Origin of the sequence: Paenilisteria rustica (assembly GCF_013820765.1) — a bacterium.
GTDB lineage: Bacteria > Bacillota > Bacilli > Lactobacillales > Listeriaceae > Listeria_A > Listeria_A rustica.
Map to the genome: position 1 here is coordinate 91798 of NZ_JABJVM010000003.1, position 24473 is coordinate 116270.

At 42.7% G+C, this 24473-nt stretch carries 13 protein-coding genes; 9 read left to right on the forward strand and 4 right to left on the reverse strand.

Annotation, left to right across the window (positions count from 1 at the left end; genetic code table 11):
* Window positions 1-11: 11 nt before the first annotated feature.
* Together HPK16_RS03945 and HPK16_RS03950 are read right to left on the reverse strand one after the other, a co-directional pair.
* Window positions 12-3809, reverse strand: coding sequence for an immunoglobulin-like domain-containing protein (locus HPK16_RS03945; protein ID WP_181675715.1), 3798 nt, complete (start codon window positions 3807-3809; stop codon window positions 12-14).
* 224 nt (window positions 3810-4033) lie between these two features.
* Window positions 4034-4855 carry a hypothetical protein gene (locus HPK16_RS03950; protein WP_181675716.1) on the reverse strand — a complete coding sequence of 274 codons (822 nt, stop codon included), beginning with the start codon at window positions 4853-4855 and terminating at the stop codon, window positions 4034-4036.
* Between the two features lie 256 nt (window positions 4856-5111).
* On the opposite strand from HPK16_RS03950, the gene HPK16_RS16940 reads away from it, so the two are divergent.
* Entirely contained in the window at window positions 5112-5234 is a 123-nt protein-coding gene (locus HPK16_RS16940; protein WP_281368010.1) for a hypothetical protein, read from the forward strand.
* Window positions 5235-5359: 125 nt separating this feature from the next.
* Here HPK16_RS16940 and HPK16_RS03955 read toward each other — a convergent pair whose 3' ends face one another.
* Window positions 5360-7981, reverse strand: a complete 2622-nt coding sequence (locus HPK16_RS03955; protein ID WP_181675717.1) for a polysaccharide lyase family 8 super-sandwich domain-containing protein — start codon at window positions 7979-7981, stop codon at window positions 5360-5362.
* A 235-nt stretch (window positions 7982-8216) separates the two neighbouring features.
* Between HPK16_RS03955 and HPK16_RS03960 the strand changes: the two genes are divergently transcribed.
* From HPK16_RS03960 to HPK16_RS03985, 6 genes are all read left to right on the forward strand, one after another.
* Window positions 8217-9104, forward strand: coding sequence for an aldo/keto reductase family protein (locus tag HPK16_RS03960; protein WP_181675718.1), 888 nt, complete (start codon window positions 8217-8219; stop codon window positions 9102-9104).
* A gap of 277 nt (window positions 9105-9381) precedes the next feature.
* Entirely contained in the window at window positions 9382-14295 is a 4914-nt protein-coding gene (locus tag HPK16_RS03965; RefSeq protein ID WP_181675719.1) for a SpaA isopeptide-forming pilin-related protein, read from the forward strand.
* 352 nt (window positions 14296-14647) lie between these two features.
* Window positions 14648-16624 (forward strand): DHH family phosphoesterase, encoded by a 1977-nt coding sequence (locus HPK16_RS03970; protein WP_181675720.1) that lies wholly within the window; start codon window positions 14648-14650, stop codon window positions 16622-16624.
* A 1-nt stretch (window position 16625) separates the two neighbouring features.
* Window positions 16626-17075 (forward strand): 50S ribosomal protein L9, encoded by a 450-nt coding sequence (rplI, locus tag HPK16_RS03975; RefSeq protein WP_181675721.1) that lies wholly within the window; start codon window positions 16626-16628, stop codon window positions 17073-17075.
* Window positions 17076-17262: 187 nt separating this feature from the next.
* On the forward strand, window positions 17263-18624 hold the full coding sequence (dnaB, locus tag HPK16_RS03980) for a replicative DNA helicase (RefSeq protein WP_181675722.1): 1362 nt from the start codon (window positions 17263-17265) through the stop codon (window positions 18622-18624).
* A gap of 177 nt (window positions 18625-18801) precedes the next feature.
* Window positions 18802-19473 carry a Crp/Fnr family transcriptional regulator gene (locus tag HPK16_RS03985; protein WP_181675723.1) on the forward strand — a complete coding sequence of 224 codons (672 nt, stop codon included), beginning with the start codon at window positions 18802-18804 and terminating at the stop codon, window positions 19471-19473.
* A gap of 247 nt (window positions 19474-19720) precedes the next feature.
* On the opposite strand, the gene HPK16_RS03990 is transcribed toward HPK16_RS03985, so the two are convergent.
* Entirely contained in the window at window positions 19721-20209 is a 489-nt protein-coding gene (locus tag HPK16_RS03990; protein ID WP_181675724.1) for a GNAT family N-acetyltransferase, read from the reverse strand.
* Between the two features lie 225 nt (window positions 20210-20434).
* Here HPK16_RS03990 and HPK16_RS03995 point away from each other — a divergent pair, with 225 nt between their 5' ends.
* Both HPK16_RS03995 and HPK16_RS04000 read left to right on the forward strand, forming a co-directional pair.
* A complete protein-coding gene (locus HPK16_RS03995) occupies window positions 20435-23137 on the forward strand; it encodes an alpha-mannosidase (protein ID WP_181675725.1) in 2703 nt (900 codons plus the stop codon).
* Window positions 23134-24447 carry a glycoside hydrolase family 125 protein gene (locus HPK16_RS04000; protein ID WP_181675726.1) on the forward strand — a complete coding sequence of 438 codons (1314 nt, stop codon included), beginning with the start codon at window positions 23134-23136 and terminating at the stop codon, window positions 24445-24447. Before HPK16_RS03995 ends, HPK16_RS04000 begins: the two co-directional genes overlap by 4 nt.
* Window positions 24448-24473 lie beyond the last annotated feature (26 nt).

Genomic DNA, 24473 nt, shown 5'->3' on the forward strand with positions numbered 1-24473 from the left:
TGTTTTTTACCTTATGGAATCTTGACATCGACTGATATAATTTCTACGTTGTTTGAGTCAAGACCGATTAGCTTCACCTTGTTTGATGCAGTTAAGCCTATTGATTTGATGTAATATTGAAAAGTACCATCGGGCTGAACATTGACAGTAGTTTTTTGTTCTACATCATCAACAATAAGCCGTATCTTTTGTATATTCCCCTCTACAGAGCCTTTAATATAACCTGTTTTATTAATCTCGCTTGTTAGTATTTTTGGCTTGTTCAAGACCTTCACTGTAGATTTAGCAAGAACATTGCCCTTCGAATCGTAAGCGGTCGCGATAACAATTTGTGTGGATGATGAGATGAGATTTTTTGCATAGTATTGGAAATCGGAACCTGATGCAGGAACATTAATCCTTGTGCCAGCTACATTATCGACGGTTAGTTCGATTTTAGCAACGTCACCTGAAAATGTGCCTGTAACATGAGAGTCTCCCAATGTGTAAGTATTTGTTTGAATATCTCCTGATGGTCCAATAGGAACGGTGACTTCACTTACTGGTATACCGGCTGAATTATAACCGATTAATTTCACCACTTGATCTTTATTTGTAATTAGCTTGTACGGATAATATTTAATTATGTTATTTGTTACGTTGATGCGTTGCTTTGTTTCATTATCTATTTTTAACTCTACTTGAACAATATCACCAGTGTAGACCCCAGTTACGTAGTCATCTTGATTTAGCATAAATTTAGACGGTTCAATGCTACCGGTTGCTCCGACGTCTACTTTTTTTCTATCTAATTCTTGACCTAATGAATCGTAACCAACTACAAAAACTTTGTCGTCTAACTTTGTAACCAGGTCTTTTGCATAGTACTTGAGGTTTGGTGGTGTTACACCTATTTTTCCTTTTTCAACGTCATTTAATATAATACTGATTTTCGTAATATCACCAGAGAATGTACCTTGTATATAGTTTTCTAAGTTTATTGTGTATGGGACTGTTGTCAGAGAGCCTTTTGTTGTGATTATATCAACCTTGACTCGATCCAACTCTTCACCAGCCGAATCATAGCTGATAACATATACTTCTTTGGTTGTGTTATTTATACCTCTGATAAAATAGCTGTACGTTGGGGAGGTTGGAGCAATTTTTTGTTGCAAAGTACCGTCAATTTCTAAAGCTATTTTAGCAACCGGTCCAGTATATGTTCCAGTTACACGGTTGGTGCCATCGATTATTTTGTATTCATCTGCTGTCAATGTGGAAGGCTCTTTTTCAAAAACGAATTGGAATGATTCGCCTGTCTTTCCTGATGTATTTACAGTTATATCCCAATTATCCCCAGAAGATGTAACTATACCTTTTTCGGATTTTATACTAATTGTTGAATATGATTCTTTAGGTACAGAAAAATGAATCGAGTCTGCTTCCATGGAAGGGTCTGATAGTGTAATTGTTTTTGCTTGTTTATTTTCTATTGCAACATAGCGAATCATAATAGAACCGGGTGTGTAAGCTTTGCTGTTAAAATTATGATTTGTCACAGTTGCATACCCAGCTTCATCAGGAGCGCGGTAGTTCATGATTGCTAAGTCTTGTTCTTTGTCAAGTATGCCTTGAACGGTACTTGTATTCGTAGTTAAGACACTGGAATTAGTAGCCATTTTTTCTGTATCTTCCTTAGAGCTACCAGGTAAAATCATGTACATGTAGGAACCGTTTAATGGGTTTGCTCCGTGTGGTATAGTTAAGCCAGCATATGTTGCACTAACAACTTTTCTATTATTGCCTGAGTCAAGTTCATCCCAATCTCCAGTTTGCTTTTGTTTATAAGCGCTGACGCTTGATAGTTGTGGGAAGATATACCCTATATCTTGACTAGGTTTTGCGCCAGTCAGATGAGCCCAGCTAACATTTGTAATCTGTTTTGTTGCATTCTGAGCTAAAGGTATTTCTTGTCCGTTAACGCTAAGTGTACTAGAAGAATTCGTTAGTTGGCGATTTTCAACGATTGTTTGGGTGTTTAGACCTTCGTGCGAGTTTATATCTGTACCCATCGCTACAATTCTATCATCCAAGAAGAACCAAGATTTTTTTGCAGAAAGTGAGCTTCCTGTTACATTTGCCATGCTGTAGTCCATTGTAGCAGAACCATTTAGACCGTCTGAGACACCGCCAGACCAAGATTCGGTATTACTAAATAATTTTTGATTATCAGCGGGCGCTTCAAGCGAAGGGAGTTTCATATCCGATGTTGTACCAGGTAGCATTGCCATCCCAACTGTTGGGTAGTAGTCGCCACGAAGAGCATTATCTCCGTTGTAAAGAGAAAGTGCACCAGTGCCAGTATAAAAGCCAGTTTTATTATGTGGACCAATAAATTCAAAAGCAGAAATATTCTTAGAGAACATGCTGATACCAGCTACATAGTCTTTATTGCGATCAATCATTCGGCGTGCTGTTGCCATCATTATATTTTTTTTACTCTCGCTGTAGGTATCAGAAACATTATTATTTGTTAGTAGTGTTTTAAATGTTTGTGCTTGTGACAGTGTCATATTTTTATAGAAATCGGGTTCAAAGGAGGATTCGTAGATGGATGATTTTACAATATTGCTATACGTATTTTTGAGAGAATCTTTTTTTTGGCTGATCAGATACATATTATAAAGCATTTTGTTTGCAATATCTTTATTGGAGCCCTCTTTGTTTGAAGTTATTTTGCGGCCGCGAGTCATATCCAAAACTTCATCTTTATATAGTACTGGTAGATAACTTTTATCTAGGTATAAGTAAATATTATTTTGGAAAACTTGGAAATTATTAGCGGAATCAGAGTTGTTAAGAAGGCTTGTTCCAGTGAATAATTGCAGTAGGCTAGCACTCGTCTCTAGTATATCGGTGCCGTAACCACCAGTATTATAGGGTGTATGTTTGTGCTGGATGAAAGAGCCGTCTGCATAGAAGCCGTCGCTCGGTGTTGTACCAGGAGCGATAGTTCTGTAACCTCGCTCCATTATTTTAGCGCCTAGATTGATTTTATCTTGATCTAAACCAATTACGCCTCGCAAGACAATAATAAAACCTTTATTAATTCGATTTGATCCTGATCCAATTGTTAAATCAGTTTCACTCTGTGGTTCAAAGTGGTCAAAAGCATTTAGATAGCCTTGGGTTAAGTCTATAGAATCCTTATCTTGTTCTGCTAGCTCGATTAGTTCCCTTTGCATTAGAATAACAGTATTAATAAGTTGCTTGGGTATAAATATATTCCAGTCGTTTATATCGTTTTTTTTGATTGCTCCATCTTCGTCATCTGTATCAGTAATATCACCTGTATCTGCGGGTTGTATATTTTCGTTATACATATCCATATAAATAACTTCGAGCGAATCAATGATTTGTTGTTTTAGAACAGCGTCTTTATAATAAATAGAGCCAGGTGTATTGTACTGAATAGCCATTAATTGTACATTTGCGGTTGTTGTAACAATGGATTTGGAGTTTTCTGGCCAATTTTTTAAACCGCTGAAAATGTAACGTTTTTTAGAATCAGTAGGTACCCCTTTGATATTTTTTGATATGTCCGTTAGAATAGCGCTTAAATCAGCATCTCGATTTTTTATTACATTCATCAGGGTAGCGTCGTTCTCATCTACTGAGGTGCCTAGTAGAAAGGTACGCCAGTTGTTTAAAGCTTCGTTTTGTTCAGCTACCGTTATTTTTTTCGGTATGTCTGCTGCCGATGCTGTAGTGGTGCTAATAAATAGTAAAGCTGTAACTAGCAAGATTGCTATAAAATATTTTCTTATCATAATTGTGCTCTCCCTTTTAAAATTATTGTATTGCAAATTAACAGTCTTTTTTGTATAGGTGTAATTATTCTTTATTGAATGGACTATACGACTTTGTTTTTAGCAATAGCTGAATAAGTATCTATATAATAATTGTGTATTTTTAAACAAAAATATTATATTTTAAATTAACAGTCTTTTTTATATAGCTATAACCCATTCTTAAATGAATGAGTTATGCAATTTTATTTCTTAGCGATAGCTGGATAGGTGCTTAAATAAACTTGTCTACCTACATCTAGAAATAATTCATCCTCCAGAGGGCGGTCATGAATGACAGTATCAACTATATGGGTAATTAGATTAATATGCCCTTTTAAAAGAGGGCTATGTGTATCAGCTGTGGGCATTATAATAAGGTGAGAATCATATCTGTCATCTTTACATAAATATTTATTTAGTTCAATTAACTGTCGAAAACCATAATCTCTTATTCCAGTGTAATAATAGAATTTTTTATTTTCGATTGTTACAGGGTAGTTTGAAAGTAAACTAGAGAAATCTTTTACGTTGTCTTCAAAATTTGTATCGTTATTGAAAAATAATTTTTTGCCACTTTCTCCATAGGGAGCTGTTGATATGTTTAAGTCGGGAACCATTCCAAAAATCTTTGTAACATAAGGGTTGATTAGACCGTATAGAATAGATGCTACACCGCCTTTGGAACTTCCAATTAATATGACTTCTTTGTAATTATGTTTGCAAATAAATTCTGATAATTTGTTGTTAAATTCTTGTATGATTAAATTTCCGTGATCAAACATGTACCATCCATACAGATGAGAGTAATAGTCCTCAATAAAAAAGAAGTCAGGTTCACTAAATTGTTCAGAAAGTTTGTAAAAATGATAACGGGAGTGTTCTGCTTTTACGGATTCCTGAGTTACTGTTCCTGCAACAATTTGATCTGCGTAATCTTTATTAAGCTTGGTGAAAGCTCCTTGAAACACGATTATAACTGTATCTGATCCTTTATTTATGTGTTTTCCCTCAAAACGAATATCCAATTTTGGTCACCTCCTTAATTTTATAATGATTTGTCTCCATTTTATCACATGATTGAAATAGATGGTTAGAGGATATGTTTGTGTATTAGATTAGCCTACGCTCTATGATTCATACTACATAAATAATAATTCAAGCGCAATATTTTTTTGGACCCATGTACTCAAAAAATTAAAAAATACACAACATTGCCACACTAATGTACCGAAAAAGTATATTGATTCACAATTTCTGTGTAAAAACGTTGTGTGGGAGGGTATGAATTTCTTTTGCAGTAAAAAACATTTTTATATTTTTGCTTCATGGTACATGCCGAAATGGCTCGATAAAGTGTTGCCATCGATGGATATTGAAGGGCATCATTTGAAGGATAAGAAATAAAGTTTTAAATAGAATAATTAAACCGCGGACAACGTATTAAGTTACGGTGCCCGCGGTTTTTTGGTGAACTCAAGTAGGCGAAAAAACACCGTGAGTTGCTTCTCCTCGCCTACTAGTATAGATGATTATTTAAATGGTATAAAAGTTATTCTTGGTTTCAAGTTTGTTTTAGCAGGGGTTACCATATTGCTGAAGTTCTCGAAAGTGTAGCTGAATGATTCACCCGTTTTAGCAGAAGTATCTACTGTTATCGTCCAGTCGTCACCTGTTGATTCGATAGTCGCATTAGCAGGCGTACTAGGTGGCGTAAATGACTCCTTGGGAATTGCAAACTTGATAGTGTTCAGTTCTTTTGAAGGATCTGCAAGTGTGACGGTCTTTGTATTGACAGTTTCCCCAGATACGGATTCGGTCGAAAAACGAATCATAATTGAACCAGTTGTGTAGGCAGTATGGCTATAGTTTTTGTTGAAGTCTGTGGTCGTAAGTGAACCAGTGTGACGATAGTTGTACATTAATAATGTCGTGTTAGTGTCCACTATACCTTGAGCATACGCATCGTTAGAAGTATGAATACCATTGTTCATACCCATTCCGATTAGATTGGCTTGCTTTTCTGTGTCTTCTCTCGAGCTTCCGGGTAAAATAACATATGTGTAGGAAGCGTTTGTCGGATTTGCTCCGTGAGGTATTGTTAAGCCGGCATAAGTAGATTTAACTTCAGGAGATTCACTATCTTTTGTTGATAGATCTGACCAGTGACCAGATTGCTCTGTTTTATAGGCGTTGACAGCGGTAGCGTAAGGGAAAATATAACCGATACGTTGGCTTGGTGTTGCGTTATCTAGATACGCCCATCTAGCATCTTGAGTCTGAGTTGTTGGGTTATTTAAGGCTATACTCTGCCCATTGACACTAAAATCGGCTGAACTATCGCGTAGTTGACGATTTTCAACAATTGTTTGGGTGTTTAAATTATTGTCATTGACTATACCATTTCCCATAGCTACAATCTTACCGTCTAAAAAGAACCAAGATTTTTTAGCGGCTAGATTGCTTTCAGTTACGTCTTGCATACTATAGTCCATAGTAGCAGATCCATATGTTCCATCTGAAACACCACCAGTCCAAGATTCGGTGTTGGCATAGAGCGGTGTTGGGTCCGTTTTAAGCGTCTTACGGATACCCAAGTCAGTTGTAGTACCAGGTAAGCTTGTCATGCCTACAGTTGGATAATAATCATTTTTGAAAGAATCATCGCCGTTATAAAGTGAAAGTGCACCAGTCCCTGTATACATTCCAAGTTTATTTATCCCATTGATGGATTCAAACGCAGAAACGTCCTTGGAGAACATACTTAAACCGGCAACATATCCAGGCTTTTGATCGATCATCTGGCTTGCACGGGACATCATAACATTTTTGGGACTTTCAGGATAAACGCTTGAAATCTTACTGTTATTGAGTATTTCCTTGAATTTTTGCGCCTGTGGTATTGTTAAATCTTTGTAAAAATTCGGTTTTAAAGAAGACTCGATGATGGACGATTTAAGTAGAGTCGCATATTTAGCTCTGTAAGTTGTATCGGATTTCTTCTGGCTGATAATGAACATATCGTAAAGCATGTCATTTGCCTTGTCCTCAGAGGTAAAGGTTGAGTAAGCAATAGCTCGTCCGCGAGTCATGTCTAGCGTTTCATTTTTGTACAAAACTGGTTGATAGGTTGTATCTAAAAGATTAAATATAGTGGAATATCCTGTGTAAGCTGTTAAACCAGTTGTGCCATTTAATAGCTGGAAAATGTCTGCGCTACGAGCTAAGATATCAGAACCATATCCAGTAGTGTAAGGAGAATAGCTGTGTTGAATGAAGGTGCCGTCTTTATAAAAACCATCCCCTGTAGTAGTCGTCTTATAAGCGGGTTGAAGAATTCTGATTCCAAGATCCGCCTGCTTATTCCCTAAAATATCGGGAGAGGTAGGATTAGGATCACGATCAAGGATTCCGCGCAGGAGTAAAACAAACCCTTTGTTAACACGATTTGCCCCAGTACCAGGTGCGCGCCAGTCGGTTGTACCATCTGGATCAGGCCCATAATTATATACTTGATATGGCTCCAAGCCGTCGATAGTAGTTAGATAGTTTTGCACCAATTCATTCGTTAGATTTTTATCTTGTCTCATCAGAGTAAGCGTGTTGAGGATAGAAAGTGGTGCTGAAATTTGCCTCTCATACCAAGCGTTGCCCAATGCACTACCATTTTGAATAGTAAAGACATTAGTACTATACCATCTAAGTGCGTGAATAATTTGTTTCTCTAAACTAGGACTGTTCTCGTAAGTAGAATGCGGCGTTCTATAAAGAGTTGCCATTTTTTCAATTCTTGTAGCTATAACAGCCCAATCGGTAGCAGATACTGGACTGTTCTCAGTTATTGGGTTTATATCAGTAAAAAGTTGCTGTTCCATGTTAATTGGATCGTCAATATCTGCGCTAGGGTTAACAAAATTGATTAACATCTTTTGTAATTCGGCATCTTGAGCGTTTAAGACACCTGATAAATCAATATCGGAAGTATCAATGGGTTCTCCAATCAAAGATTTTTCCCAGTTATCAAGTGATTTATCCCGTTCTGCTTGCGTTTGTGTAAATGGAGTCTGGGTATCAGCAAATGTTTTATCCGACCCGACAAATAGTAAGACTAGAACCAACATTACTGCAATACAATATTTTTTCATTTTAATCATCTCTCTCCCTTTTTATAAAATGTGTAACTTTATACATTTTATGTTCGGGATACACCTTATTCAATGTGTTATTTCATATAATATGTTAAAAAAATAACTAAAAAAGTTAAATTGTCACAATCGGATTAGGAAAATGTTACTGAACCTCTTTTTTCTAGGTATAAAATCTTGACAATCATCACTGTTAGGCGTAATTTTGAGGGGCATGAATAATAAAGAAATGAGATGATGTAGGTTGAGTATTCAAGATTTACCAAAAGTAGGCCTAGGAACGTGGTTATTAACGGATTTCGATGATTTGAAGCAATCGATTCAAACGGCTTGGAAAACGGGATATCGGCATATTGATACGGCTCAGGTTTATAATAATGAATATGATATTGGTGTGATTTTGAAAGCGTTGAGGATTGATCGCTCGGAGTTGTTTTTAACGACGAAAATAGCACCGCAGAACTATCTCAAACATACAAAAGCGTCTGTATCGGAATCGCTAGCGCGCCTGCAAACGAGTTATGTGGATTTAATATTGCTGCACGCGGAGCTTGGGGAAACTGCGAATCTGGCGGCATATCAGGCTTTGTTGGATTTACAAATGGAAGGTGTCGTCAAGCATGTCGGGGTATCGAATTTTTCGATTTCGGGGATTCAGAAGCTGGTGGAGGAGACGGGGGTTAAGCCGTATTGCAATCAAATTGTCTGCTCACCGACGACGCGCCCGCTGGAACTCGAGGCTTATTGCTTAGAGGAGGGTATTTTGTTAACGGGTTATTCGATTTTGAAGCCTTACACGACACCGAATCCGTTTTATCCGGACTCTGCTTTGACGTCGGACGAGAAGTTTCAGTTGGATGATTTATGTAAGAAATACGATGTGAATATTGGTCAGTTATTGAATAAATGGGCACTACAACATGATTATCATGTGATTCCAAAATCAAAAAATCCGAAGCGTGTGGAGGAAAACTATCAACTGGATTTCGAGATTTCAGCCTCTGATTTGGAGATTATAGACGGGATGAACAGATTTTCAAGCGCTGAGTATCAAGAAAGCGTGAAACAGTGGGAAAGTCGGGTTACGGAGGAACAATCCGAACAAGGCTTGCTGTACAAAGAGCATTTCTAAAAAATAGAAGCGGGAAACGAGATCGCATCATGGTCTCGTTCTCCGCTTCTATTTTTAAAGGGTTAACCGAAAACAAATCCCACGTAAATGCTATCCGCCGTTTTTTGTTACGTATACAGTTATTATGTAATTCTTAAATTTTGACAGGAATTCTCCTAATATTGCTTGCTAGCCCCTCGTGTACCTTGTGTTATGCCGAAAATGTAAAAAAGTTTTCAATGGATTAAAAAAGGGAATGAGTAATTAAGATGAACTTATAAAGAGGGGGATACATGACATGAAACGTTGGGGAATATTACTTTTTGTGGTGGCGTTGATTTTACAAATTTTTGTGCCACAATTAGGCTTAGCGGATGAGAAAGAAAAGGCGGGGTCAGAGTTTTCAATGGGGTCGGTTACGTTAGCTGACACGAAAGAGGACGGACAATCGGTTTTTTCGGTAGAGGCGAAGGTGGAAAATAGTGGGGCAGAGGGAGCGACGCAAGAAATCACGGTGTCGGATAACTTGACGCTTAGCTCTAGTCAAAACACGGAAATCGTGAACGGAAATAAGGAGTCTGTCGGAACTTACAGTGTGAAAGAGAATAAGCTTGAGTTGAAGCTAACGCCGGACGCAAATGGCACGGTGAAATTCGAAGTGGCAGGCAAGTATACGGGCGAAAGTACGGCTGACGGGAAGGCTCTCATTACTTTTTCTGATGGAAAAACAAATGGTAGTCAAACGATTGATGTACCAAAATTAGAAACGAAAGAGCAGGAGCCAGCAACGGATGGAGATATAACGAAGGATGAAGAGAAGCCGGCAACTGATAAGGATGTAGTGAAGGAAAAAGAAGAGCCAGCGACTAAAGATGATGCTGTGCAGAAAAAAGCCGGTAGCACTACAAACGACAAAGTGACGAAAAGTTCGGTTGGGATTCAAGCGGCTGAGCCACAAAACGTGAAAGATATTTTTGCGAGCTTGGGCTATTCGGAAGAGGATTCTACAATATTGACGGGAATGGAAATCACATATACGGATGCAGACGGAAACCCGGTGACGGAGCCGACTGTGAATGATACGATACATTTTGCCTTTACTTGGGCGATTCCTAATGATGTTGGGGCATTAATTAATGATGGCGATTATTACATTGTCCAGTTGCCTGATAATGTGATGATTACCCAAAATCAGACTATTTCACTGAATGAATACGGCGAGGTTCAAATTACAACAGACGGGCAAGTGAAATTCGTGTTTACGGACGCGGTTCATGAAAGTTCTGATGTAAATGGGACGATTGAGTTTGAGGCAGCGTTTAATCCAGATAATATCGATGGACCGGGTGATATAGTCATCGATATTCCACAAGAAGATAAACTACCGCCAGAAACGGTTGTTATCAAACCGGATACAGATTTGACTGTCGAGAAAAGCGGTCATTTTGATAAAGAGCTGAATCCAGATTATATTACTTGGCAGGTGGATATTAATAAGAGCTTAGATACGATTGATAATGCGGTAGTTGTCGAAAATTTTCCGGCGGGGACTACGTACGAATCGGTTGAGGTTTACAAGGTGGATGTTGATTTATCAGGTAATGTTGTCGAGGGAAGCGAAGTACTCCAGACGGGCGGTTACACAGTAGATGCGAATGGGACGGTTACTTTTACAGAACCGATTTCAGACGCTTACCGACTGGTTTACACGACGAAAATTGATGATAGCGCGAAACCGCCAGAAGGTGGCGCGGTGCCATTCGTCAACACAGCGACGTTGCAAGGGGATGGTGTTGATATTCCAGCAACAGCAACAGTTACAGCCAATTATGGAAAACTGTTGAATAAAACGGTAGGGCATTATGACAGCGCCAACCAAGTGGTAGATTGGACGGTACAGTATAACTACGGAGAATTAGATATCCCTGAAAGCGACGCGGTTATTCATGATACTTTTGGCTCGGATCAAATGGTGTTAGTACCTGGTTCTGTGCAGATTAATGAGGTCACGTTCGACGCTGATGGGAATCAAATTCAAGGAGATCCTTACGTAGAAGGAACGGATTATACTATCGTGCCTACTGCGGATGGATTCGATATTGTCTTTTTACATGATGTTGATACAGCGTTAAATATCACGTATGAAACCACATTTGAAGGAACTGTCGATAGTAACACGAGTATATCAAATACGGTTACAACTGATACTGGTGGCGAGAGTACGGGCACGGGGTCTGTTACGCAGCAAAATATAGTGAAAACGTTGAGTAATGTTAACTACGATACTAAACGTGCGACTTGGAACATTGATGTTAACAAGAACCACTACGAGATGATTAATTGGTCGCTGACAGATCAGTTAAGCCCTGGTTTGACAATGGATACATCGACTTTCCAAATGAAAAATGTAACTACAGGAGCTACATTGGTTGAGGGAACGGATTACGATTTGGAATATAATACAACGAGTAATCAGTTTACGGTAACGTTTATTGGGGCGCTCGCAGCAGGCACGACAGATGAATTTATGATTACGTATACGACGGATTACGATACGAATGTGGAAGGTATTGATGACCCGGATCGGATTTTCACGAATACAGCGACGGCAACGTGGGAAGACGGTAGTGGTGGCCCGCATACAAGTACGGATGATGCAACGCTAAATCCGAAAGATGCGGCGAAGGTCAACGGTTTTAAACGTGGTAGTTATAATGCAACAACGTCACTGATCACGTGGGGTATTGGGTTAAACTATAATACGAATGACTTAGGGAGCGCGAAAATTACTGATCCAATTACGGATAATCAGGTATATGTTCCAGGTTCGCTGCATATATATAATTATACGGTTAACCCCGATGGTTCCATTGAATTAGGAGCAGAAGTTAGTGATTATGATCAATTTACGATTGAGGAACCTTCAGTGAGTAATAATCAGACGCTGACCGTAGAGTATGATGATAGCGTCTCGGGTGCCTATATAGTTGAGTTCCAAACAAGTCTGGAAGGGCAAGTGGTGCATGCGACGTATACCAATGACGCCGTGTTCTCCAATGACACGTATCCAGACAGCACATTGAGTGCGGAAGTATCGATTGCTAATGGTGATAGCCTGGTGAATAAAACTGGGTTCCAAGATCAGGATGGTTTTGTAAATTGGTCGCTTACTGTTAATCCTAGTTTATCAACCTTAGATGATGTCGTCGTAACGGATACACCTTCCAATAACCAGGCGATTGACGAAGATTCGATTGTTTTGTATCGGACGACTGTCCAACCGGACGGGACGATTACTAAAGATCCGAATTTGCCATTAGTTGAGGGCGTTGATTACACGGAGACGTTAACGACGGACAATTTAACAGGGCAGCAAGTACTCACGATTGCATTTTTACATGAAATTGATACGGCGTATATTCTCGAGTACCGTGCGATGATATTTATAAGCGATTCGGGAGCTACTGTAGCCTCGAATGAGGTAACGATTAACGGTAACAACGAGGTGACTATTGAAGATGGCGATGGAACGGACGTGCCGATTACAATAACGGACGGCTCGGGTACGGCTTCTGGTGTCAAAGGAACGATTACTTTTCAAAAAGTGGATACGGATGGGAACCCATTAACTGGTGCCGTTTTTGAAATGTTAGATAAAACGAAAGGTGTCGTTCTCAGGGAAAGTGAAGTGGATGCGAACGGGGGCCTAATGTTTGGGAATGTTCCATACGGCGATTACTTTATTCGGGAAGTAAAGGCTCCAGCAGGATATACGGTGAGTGATGCGTTAGCTGAGGGCGTTCCTGTGGCTGTATCAGCAGAGAGTTCAAACCAAGCGAATGTAATACCACTCGTTAACGCGCAAAATAAAGTGACATTGACGAAGCAAAATGAGGCATCACAACCGATTGCGGGTGCGGAATTCAAGCTTGAAGTGGAAGGCGATTCTGGCTGGACAGAAATTAATCCAGACACGAATTACGTAACGGATGCTGACGGTCAGTTAGTGATCGAAGGGTTGCTACCAGGTTCGTACCGCCTCATTGAAGAGCAAGCACCGCCAGGCTATATTTTGAACACAACGCCAATTCCATTCACCGTTGTGGAGGAAAGTGACGGTCAAATTCCAGACGTTGCGGTAGGACCCTTTATTAATTACCAAGGCGATATCGAGTTTGTGAAAACGAATGAGGATGGCAACACGTTGAGCGGTGCAATTTTTGCAGTAAAAGATGCGAATGGTACTGTGGTGAAACGGGCGGTTGCTGGGCCACGAGGGAATGTGAAGGTGACTGGTTTAGCGCCAGGCTCGTATACGATAGAGGAAACGCGAGCACCAAGAGGTATGATTCTAAATACAGCGCCAATCCCGTTTGTTATAGCCGCTGAAGCAGAAGGGGACCCGGGTATAGTGTCACTCGGCGATGTGGTTAACTACAAAGGCAGTGCCATCTTGAAAAAAGAAGATAGTTCTGGTAACCCGCTTTCTGGAGCCGTGTTCACATTGAAGAATAGCGCGGGCGAGACGATTCAGACTGATTTAGTATCAAATGATGATGGTGAAGTCATAGTGGAAGATTTAGCACCAGGTTCATATACGTTAGAGGAAACGAAAGCGCCAAAAGGTATGATTCTAAATACAGCGTCGATCCCGTTTGTTATAGCTGCGGAAGCACAAGGGAAACCAGACGCAGTGTCACTCGGCAACATGATTAACTACAAAGGCCGTGTTATTTTGAAAAAAGAAGATAGCTCTGGCAATGGGCTTTCCGGAGCCAAGTTCGTACTGAAAAATAGTGCGGGAGATACGCTTCAAACGAATTTAGTATCAAATGGTGCCGGTGATATCAGGGTGAATGATTTAGCACCAGGCGACTATCAATTTGAAGAAGTAGCTGCTCCAACGGGTTATAAACTCGATAAAAAAGCCATTCCATTCACGATTGTAACAACAGCAAACGGTGAACCAGAAGTGTTGGCATTAGAATTTGTCAATCAGAAGCTGGACAAACCGGATGGTGACGGAATTACTGTAACGCCAAGTAAACCAGGAACTCCTGATTCGTCCAATCCGAGCGCTGTGACACAACAAGGCAATATGGTATTGCCAGCGACAGGAGATAGTAACGGTGAGCTGTGGCTCGTAGGTTTTGGTGTATTATTCCTTATCGGTGGTACGGCATTATGGTTATACCGGAGAAAAGTTTCATGAGCGTAAAATAAGTATGATAGCAAAGAAGCGAAAGAAAGCATGCCTTAGCTGGTATACTTTCTTTCGCTTTTCGTCGTTTTGTAGCATGTAATGGTAATTTAATTAAAGTCAGTAGAATACAGCTATTTCTGCTTTGTTTATCAATAAATGACGTTAGGATTGTTACATTTTCGCTTCATAGTAACATCTAAAACCCGATTTATGGTATGATTAGAGTATTCTTATCTTCTAGAAAAAACGGAGATAGAATTTTAAAAGGGATGCTTGGAAATTTATATTCTATAAGGCGAATTACATAACAATAGACACCTAATTTCGATGTTAATCTAAAAAGCAAGGGGGATTTTTGCTGATGTCAGGATTTTTTCAGAAAAGGACGCTAAAATATCCACTATATGCGCTAATAGCAGTCGTAATTGTCCTGACAGTTATCACTTTTTACTATAAGTGGTGGTTGGCAGCACTATTATTTATAGCTGTTATATCGCTAGTCATATCATTGTTTATCATGGAAAGTCGGTTGAATAAAGAGGTTCAGTTATACATTTCAAACTTGTCGTATCGGATTAAGCGCAGTGAGGGTGAGGCGCTAGTTGAGATGCCGATGGGGATTTTGCTATATGATGAGAATTATAATGTCGAATGGTTTAATCCGTTTATGGCGAAATATTTTGGTCAGGATGATAACATTCTGGGGTCGTCGCTTGAGGATGTTGGACCGGAGTTTTTAGCGGTAATTCGCGGGGAAGAGGACCAAGGGATTCAGTCGATTGCGTGGCGGGATCATCGTTTTGATACGATTGTGAAGCGGAAGGAACGCATTATTTATTTGTATGATCGGACGGAATACTATGATTTGAATGCACGTTACCAGGCGGATAAATCTGTTTTTGCGATTATTTTTCTGGATAATTATGATGAGTGGACGCAAGGTATGGATGACCGTAGACGTAGCGCGCTGAACAACTTGGTGACATCGATGCTGACGAACTGGGCGAAGGAACACCGGATTTATTTGAAACGGATTTCATCGGATCGCTTTATCGCCTTTTTGACGGAGGCGCAGTTGGAGCGGTTAGAAGAGGAGAAATTCCAGATTCTTGACCGGATTCGGGAGCGGACGTCGAAGCAGAATATTCCGCTAACGCTCAGTGTTGGGATTGGTTACAAAGAGACTGATTTGATTGATTTGGCGGATCTTGCGCAGTCGGGGCTTGATTTAGCGCTCGGCCGTGGTGGAGATCAGGTCGTGATTAAGCAACCTGAGGGGCAAGTTCGCTTTTATGGCGGCAAGACGAACCCAATGGAAAAAAGGACGCGAGTTCGGGCGCGGGTTATCTCGCAAGCGCTGCAAGAAATCATTACGCAGAGCGATCAGGTTTTCGTGATGGGGCATCGGTATCCTGACATGGATGTGATCGGTTCGAGTCTAGGCGTGATGAAGATCGCGGAAATGAACGAACGGCAGGGCTATGTCGTGGTTGAACCGGGAAAAATGAGCCCGGATGTGCAGCGTTTGATGCGCGAAATCGAGAAGTATCCTGACGTGATTCGCAACATTATCACGCCACAGGCTGCGCTCGATATGATTACGGACAAAAGTTTGCTAGTCGTTGTCGATACGCACAAGCCATCGATGGTTATCAATCACGAATTGCTGGAAACCGCAGCGCATGTCGTGGTTGTGGATCATCATCGCCGTTCCGAAGAATTCGTGGAAAACCCTGTGCTCGTCTACATTGAGCCATACGCATCCTCGACGGCAGAACTTGTGACGGAGCTTTTCGAGTATCAACCAGCCACTGAAAAAGTGGGCAAAATTGAAGCGACGGCGCTCCTTTCGGGGATTGTTGTGGATACGAAAAACTTCACGCTTCGCACGGGTTCCCGTACTTTTGACGCGGCGAGTTATTTACGCTCACTTGGTGCGGACACGGTTCTTGTGCAGCAATTCTTGAAAGAAGATATTGAGACATTTAGACAGCGGAGTCGTTTGGTCGAGTCACTAGAAGTGTACCATGACGGAATGGCGATCGCGACGGGGCATGAGGATGAAGAGTTTGGAACGGTCATCGCGGCTCAGGCAGCAGACACGATGCTTTCGATGGAGAGCGTCCAAGCCTCATTCGTCATCACGCTGCGCCCGGATAAAATGATCGGAATTAGCGCACGCTCACTCGGCGAAATTAATGTCCAAGTTATTATGGAAAAACTGGGCGGCGGCGGACATTTATCCAATGCGGCTACTCAGATAAAGAATAGTACAATTTTAGAAGCTAAAAAACAACTTTTACAAGCCATCGATGCTTATTGGAAGGGAGAAAACTAAGATGAAAGTTATATTTTTAAAAGATGTAAAAGGCACAGCTAAAAAAGGTGAAATCAAAGAGGTCGCAGAGGGCTACGCGCAAAACTTCCTCATTAAAAAAGGCCTAGCAACAGAAGCGACAAACACGAGCATCAGCGCGCTTGAAGGTCAAAAAAAGAAAACAGAAAAAGAAGCAGCACAAGAACTCGCAGACGCGAAAGCTCTGAAAGAAACCGTTGAGAAATTAACAATTGAATTGAAAACAAAATCAGGCGAAGGCGGCCGACTTTTCGGATCAATCACATCCAAACAAATCGCCCAAGCCCTTGAAAAAGACCATAAAATCAAAGTCGACAAACGCAAAATCGAGTTACCAGAACCAATTCGCGCATTAGGACACACAAAAGTTCCCGTGAAACTACACCACGAAGTAGTAGCAACACTTGACGTACACGTTTCCGAAGAAAAATAAAACCATGAACCACTGATACAACCATGATTTTCACTGCAAAACTAAGCGGGCGCAGGCAAATGCTCAGATTCTAGGCAAAGCCGAGCACCGGAGCGGAGCGTACTGTGGTACGAGAGCACCGGCGCACAGGCTTTAACGACGAAGATGAGCGTTTGCCTGCGCCCGCGCGACGAGGAGGGGATGGGGAGTGGATTTGCAAGATCGCACACCACCTCAAAATATTGAGGCTGAACAAGCCGTTTTAGGAGCCGTTTTTCTGCAACCAGAAGCGCTGATTACAGCCTCCGAAATATTAATGCCAGATGATTTTTATCGGCAAGCGCATCAACTTATTTTTCAGGCAATGCTTGAACTGAGCGACCAAGGAAAAGCAGTCGATGTCGTGACTATTTATGAAGCGCTAGCCTCCACTGGCAAAATTGAAGACGTCGGTGGCTTGCCGTATTTGACCGAGCTTTCTGGTACGGTTCCGACTGCTGCCAATTTAGAATATTACGCCCATATTGTGGAAGATAAGGCCTTACTCCGTAGACTGATTCGTACCGCGACACAAATCGCGACGGATAGTTATGCGCGTGAGGATGAAGTCGAAACACTTATGGACGAAGCTGAAAAGAACATTTTAGAAGTTTCTTCACGTAAAAACGTTGGGGCTTTTAAGAATATTAAAGATGTCCTCGTCAAAACGTATGATGATATCGAAATTCTCCATAATCGAAAAGGTGATATTACTGGTATTCCGAGTGGATTTAGCGCGCTTGATCACATGACAGCGGGTTTTCAGCGCAATGATTTGATTATCGTCGCCGCCCGTCCTTCTGTAGGTAAAACCGCCTTTGCGTTGAATATCGCGCAAAATGTGGCGACTAAAACCGATGAAAATGTCGCGATTTTTAGTCTCGAAATGGGAGCGGAGCAGCTCGTGATGCGGATGCTCTGCGCAGAGGGAAATATCAACGCTCAGAACTTGCGTACCGGTGCCCTAACCGCGGATGACTGGCAGAAGCTGACTATCGCGATGGGTACGTTATCCAATTCTGGTATTTATATTGATGATTCACCCGGCGTGCGCGTGAACGAAATTCGTTCTAAATGTCGTCGTTTGCAACAAGAAGCTGGACTTGGCATGATTGTGATTGACTACTTGCAGCTTATTTCAGGAAGTGGCCGTAATGGCGGTGAAAATAGGCAACAAGAAGTTTCCGAAATTTCGCGTTCCCTTAAGGCGCTAGCTAGGGAATTGAAAATCCCAGTTATCGCACTATCCCAGTTATCGCGTAGCGTGGAATCACGACAAGATAAGCGCCCGATGATGTCGGATATTCGGGAGTCGGGTTCGATTGAGCAAGATGCGGATATCGTGGCTTTCTTGTATCGTGATGATTACTATGATCATGAAAGCGAGAATGATGGTACAATCGAAATCATTATTGCTAAACAGCGTAACGGGCCAGTTGGAACGGTGCAGTTGGCATTTGTAAAAGAATATAATAAGTTCGTAAATCTTGAAGTGAGATTTGATGATTCTCAAGTTCCGCATGGAGCCTAGGACACAAAAAGTAGTTGCATGGACCAATTTTGGTTTTGCAACTGCTTTTTTTATGAAAACTGTAACAAAATCTATGCATTTTACTCTTGTTTAGGGGAAATATGTTATTTTTTATAGGAGAAATAATGGTATCGTTAGAGTACGATAGAAATGATAAAAGAGAGGAGGACGGATAGCATGCAAGAAATGCTAGTGGAATTGTACAGCCATCGTGTTATACGTCAGCGGTTTAACTACGATAATTTTTTAGATACGTTGTTAGAAAATCGAGTACCATATACTAAAAAAATGATACCAAAACAAACAATTTTAATAAAAGAACGGGAAGCAGACTCACTCGTATACTTCATTGAGAGTGGGATTGTATCGTTGGAACGAGACGAGCAAGTTATCTCTTTTTTAGGCGATAAGCAAATTGCAGGTTTGAGCAATACCTTCATTATTGAGGAGAGTTTATACACGTTTAGGGCACTAGAAAGATGCAGTGTTTATGCATTTGCGCGTGATGCGGTCGTGGAGCTGTTGCTTAGTATGCAAGAAGGCTGGATTTATTTATATATGAACCACATGAACCATGATGGCTTTTTAATCGAGCAATGTTTGATGATGCGCGAACCAAGTGAAATCAGATTAAAAGGTTGTCTGACGGAGCTATTGGGGAGATATGCGGTTTCGGATGGTAAAAATCAGATGCTAGCAAAATGCTTCACAAAAAAAGTGATTTCAAATTATGCGAATGTTAGCACAAAAACAATGACACAAATATGGAAAAGCTGGAGTGATCAAGGATACATTGATGGCGCTGCAAACCAGTTTATATTTTATTCTTTGGATTTTTTAAAGGAGTAAGATAAGAGGATGAGTCTGAGACAAAACTCAAGATAAAGCAAAAGCGCCCTCCCGTTTCTTCGGGTAGGACGAAAAATTCTGCTTTATACAAATCGAGCGAAAGCGTTTGTATTCAGGGGACTTGGCGGAAGCCGGAAGCGGAGCATACTCGTGTATGTGAGAACCGGAAGTCCGCCAAGTCCCCTGAATGCGAGTGCTTCTCGCCGATTTATCTGGGTTATGTCCCAGACCTATCCTCTTTTTGTGTTTAAAGTTTGTGTGTCATGGTGTAATCGTCCATGATGTAACCGCCGCCGACATCGGTGACAATGGCTTTTTCGACGATGAATCCCATTCTTTTATAAGCTTCGATGGAATTTGTGTTGTATTTGTTAACGTAAAGTCGGATAGTTGGCATGTTGTTTTTTTGTGCGAATTGTAGAATCTCAGAGAAAAGTTGCTTGCCGATACCTTGGTTATGATAGGCTGGATCGATATATAGTTTGCTTAGGAATAGTTCGTCGTCTTTTTGATAGAATGCACTGTAACCAACGAATGTGGAGGCTTTGTAGGCCATGAGGTAAGTTGTGCCGTTCGTTAGTTCGCTATATATGGTGTCGGCGGATTGGAATTTTTTCAACATGTAGTCGATTTGTTCTTCGGTGATGATGGAAGGATAGTGCTCGTGCCAGATATGATGTGCGAGTTCGGAAATATGTTGGCTGTCTTCTTTAGATTTAGCGATTTTGATATGCATGGGAAAACTCCTTTGTTTTTATTATTTGATAATCGTAGCATATTGGGGATTTAATGGGAAGTGGGGCGGGTTGGAAAGGTAGACAAAACACATAAAAATAGACTTATCATAGGAGTTGCGCGAGGGTCATTGATTTTCGAAATAGAGGCCGATATACTGAAAATGAAAACGAATACAAAAATGGCTGAAAAACTGTTTTGGGATAGGTGAGAGGGGCGGAATTTTATGAAAAAGACGGCGTACATAATTTCACATTCGCATTGGGATCGGGAGTGGTTTTTACCGCTGGAGACGTTGCGTTATAAGTTGGTGATGTTGCTTGATGAGACGGCGGATTTGTTGGAGAATAAGGATGGATTTGACTATTTTCATTTGGATGGGCAGACGATTATGTTGGAGGATTATTTGGCGGTGAAGCCTGGTGAGCGGGCGCGGATGGAGCGTTTGGTTCGGGACGGGAAATTGCGGATTGGTCCTTGGTATATGTTGCAGGATGCGTTTTTGACGAGTAGTGAGGCGAATGTGCGGAATCTGCTTTATGGGATGCAGGATGCGCGGGAGTTTGGTGCGGTGGAGCGGATTGGCTATTTTCCGGATACGTTTGGGATTTATGGTCAGGCGCCGCAACTTGTGAAGCAGGCTGGGATTGATTCGGTGATTTTTGGACGGGGTGTGAAACCGACTGGATTTAATAATCAGGTTTATGAGGGCGGTTACACGTCGCCGTTTTCGGAAATGTTTTGGCAGGCGCCGGACGGGACACGGGTTTTGGGAGTGCTTTTGGCGAATTGGTATTCAAATGGGAATGAGATTCCGGTGGGGCGCGAGGATGCGATGGCTTTTTGGGATAAAAAATTTGCAGATGTGGAGAGTTATGCGTCGACGGGGGCGTTGCTGTTTTTGAATGGGTGTGATCATCAGCCGGTGCAAGTGGATTTACCGGAGGCGTTGGATGTGGCACGGGAGTTGTATCCGGATGTGGATTTCAAGCATAGTCATTTTACGGAGTATGTGGCGGAGTTGCGGAAGTTATTGCCGGTCGATGATTTGCAGGTGATTGAGGGCGAGCTTACGAATCAGCGGACGGATGGCTGGTCGACATTGGTGAATACGGCCTCGTCGCGGATGTATTTGAAGCAGGCGAATCAGCGGGTGCAGCAGTTATTGGAGAAGCAGGTCGAGCCGATTGCGGTGATGGCGACGCGGACTGGGACGGCGGTGTACCCGGAGGAGTATTTGAAATTTACGTGGAAGTTGCTGATGGAGAATCAGATTCATGATAGTATAACGGGCTGTAGCGTTGACGCGGTGCATCGGGAGATGGAGACGCGGTTCATGAAGGCGGAGCAGGCGGCGCGCGCGATGCTGGATGATAAGGTGGCGCGGATTGTGCGGCGGGTGGATACGAGAGCGGCGGCGATGACGGCAAAATTGGATGGGGATGCTGTGCCGGTTGTGGTGTTTCATACGTCGGGTTATGCGGCGACGCGGGTCGTGACGGTGGATGTGGAGCTTGCGCGGACGTATTTTGCGGAGATGCCGTTTGAGGAGATTCCGGCATATTTGGATTCGTTGCCGAGTGTGCGATTGGAGATTCGGGATCGGGACGGGAAATTGGTGGAGGCGGACGTGACGGAGTTGGGGATGCAGTTCGATTATGAGTTGCCGGATCGGGCGTTTCGGAAGCCTTATTTTGCGAGGCGCTATCAGGTGAGTTTTGTTGCGGAGGATTTGCCGCGGATGGGTTTTGTGACGTATTTTGCGGTTCCTGTGCGGGTTGAAAAGGAGACTGTAAGGGTTGAAAATGACGCGAAACGGTTGGAGAATCAATTTTTGCAAGTGGATATTGCGGAAAATGGTTCGTATACGCTGCATTGTAAGGAGTCGGGGCAAACGTTTGCGGGGCTCGGGGTGTATGTGGATCAGGGTGATATTGGGAATGAGTATATGTTTAAGGAGACTGGTGACGGGCTACGGGTTTCGACGGAGGGTTTGGACGCGGAGTTTGCGGTTTTGGAGAGTTCGAAGGTTCGTAAAACGGTGGAGATTACGCATCGGATGATGTTGCCGGAGAGCGCGGATGCGGAGGCTTTTGCGGATGAGAAGGCGCGTGTGGTTTGGCATCCTGGCAGGGTGTCGCCGAGATCGGATCGGTTGCGGGAATTTGTTGTAAGGACGCGATTGACGCTGGATTCGGGTGCTAGGGCGTTGAAGGTGGATGTGCGGATGGAGAATGAGGTGGCGGATCATCGTTTGCGAGCGATTTTCCCGACTGGAACGACGCGCGCGACGCATTTTGCGGATAGTGTTTTTGAGATTGTGGAACGGCCGAATCAGGTGAGCGAGGAGTGGCAAAACCCGAGCAATGATCAGCGGCAGCAGGCTTTTGTGGCGCTCGGTGGCTTGATGGTTGTGAATCGTGGCTTGCCGGAGTATGAGGTGAGTGCGGATGGTTCGGAGATTCGTTTGACGCTGCTTCGGGCGAATTCGGAGCTTGGTGATTGGGGCAACTTCCCAGCTCCTGAGGCGCAGTCGTTTGGCGAGCAGACCGCGGAATTTTACGTGATGCCGTATGTGGAGGAGGCGCTTCGGACGGAGGCGGCGAAATGGGCGTATGAGTATCAGATGGAACCGCTGGCTGTGCAGGCAGATGGGCAACATGATGGGGAACTTTCAAGTCGGATGGAATTTGCGATGTGGAAAGATGCGCCGGGACTTATTTTTTCTAGCTGGAAACGGGCGGCGAGTCAGGATGCGGAAATTTTGCGGTTCTATAGTGTGCGGGAAACGGTGCAGGAAATCGAGTTGCTGGACGAAATGCGTAAGACGACGATTTTGGAGGAAGCTAGTCCGGGTGTCGAGTTAGCGACGAATTGGGAAGTCGCACCGAGTGAGATTATAACGTGGAGAAAAGAGGATGGGAAATGACGACTAAAAATGTGCCGAAAAGTTTTCAGAAAATGATTGATCGGGTTGCGGAAGTTTTTCCAGAGCATGAAAAATTACAGGAAATGTTTCAGCAATGCTTTTTAAATACGTATGCGACGACGCTCACGGAGACGAAGGAAGGGTTGCCGTTTGTGATTACGGGGGACATTCCGGCGATGTGGTTGCGTGATTCGACGAGCCAAATTCGGCCGTATTTGATGGTCGCGGAAGATGATCCGGAGATGGCGGCGGTGATTGCGGGGCTTGTGAAGCAGCAGATGCGTTTTGTGCAACTGGACCCGTATGCGAACGCGTTTAATCAGGAGGCGAATGGCAAGGGTTTTCAGGCGGATAAAACGGAGATGTCGCCGCACGTTTGGGAGCGCAAATACGAGATCGATTCGCTTTGTTATCCGATTCAGCTGGGTTATTTGTTGTGGCAGAGTACGGGAAGTCTCGCGCATTTCGACGCGGATTTTCGTCAAGGCGTGGCGGCGATTCTGGATGTTTGGAAAACGGAGCAGCGTCATGAAACGGAGTCGCCGTATTCGTTTGAACGCGCGGATGTGCGCCAGTCGGATACGCTAAATCGCGACGGGAAAGGTAGCGAGGTTGCATACACCGGCATGACGTGGAGTGGCTTCCGGCCTAGTGATGACGCGTGTCTTTATGGTTATCTTGTGCCGAGCAATATGTTCGCGGTTGTCGCGCTTGGGTACCTCGAAGAAATCAACGCGGTGTGCTGGAATGACGCGAATTTAGCAGCCCAGATCGCGACGCTAAAAAAGGAAATAGAGCAAGGGATTCAAAATTTTGCGGTGCAGGAGCATCCTTATTATGGTGAAATGTACGCCTATGAAGTCGATGGAACCGGACGCAAAAATTTCATGGATGACGCGAACGTTCCGAGCCTCCTAGCTGCGCCATACTTAGGTTTTGGCGATTTCGCCGATCCGAAATACCTCGCAACACGGAATTTCATTTTGAGTCGCGAAAATCCTTTTTATGTAGAGGGAAGTCAGTTGACCGGGATTGGAAGTCCACATACGCCAGATCATTACGTGTGGCCAATCGCGCTTAGTGTGCAAGGTATGACAGCAACGAATTTGTCGGAAAAACTCGCGATTCTTGAAATGCTCACAACGACAGATGGTGGGACAGGATTCATGCACGAAGGCGTTAACGCGAGCAATCATAACGAGTACACCCGCGAATGGTTTGCGTGGTCGAATGCGATGTTCAGCGAGTTCGTTCTGAGCCTGTGCGGTATCTGTGTGAAAGGTTCCCCACTGGCAAAAATTATAAAATAAATCGCGAAAAGAGTGCGCCTAATTTG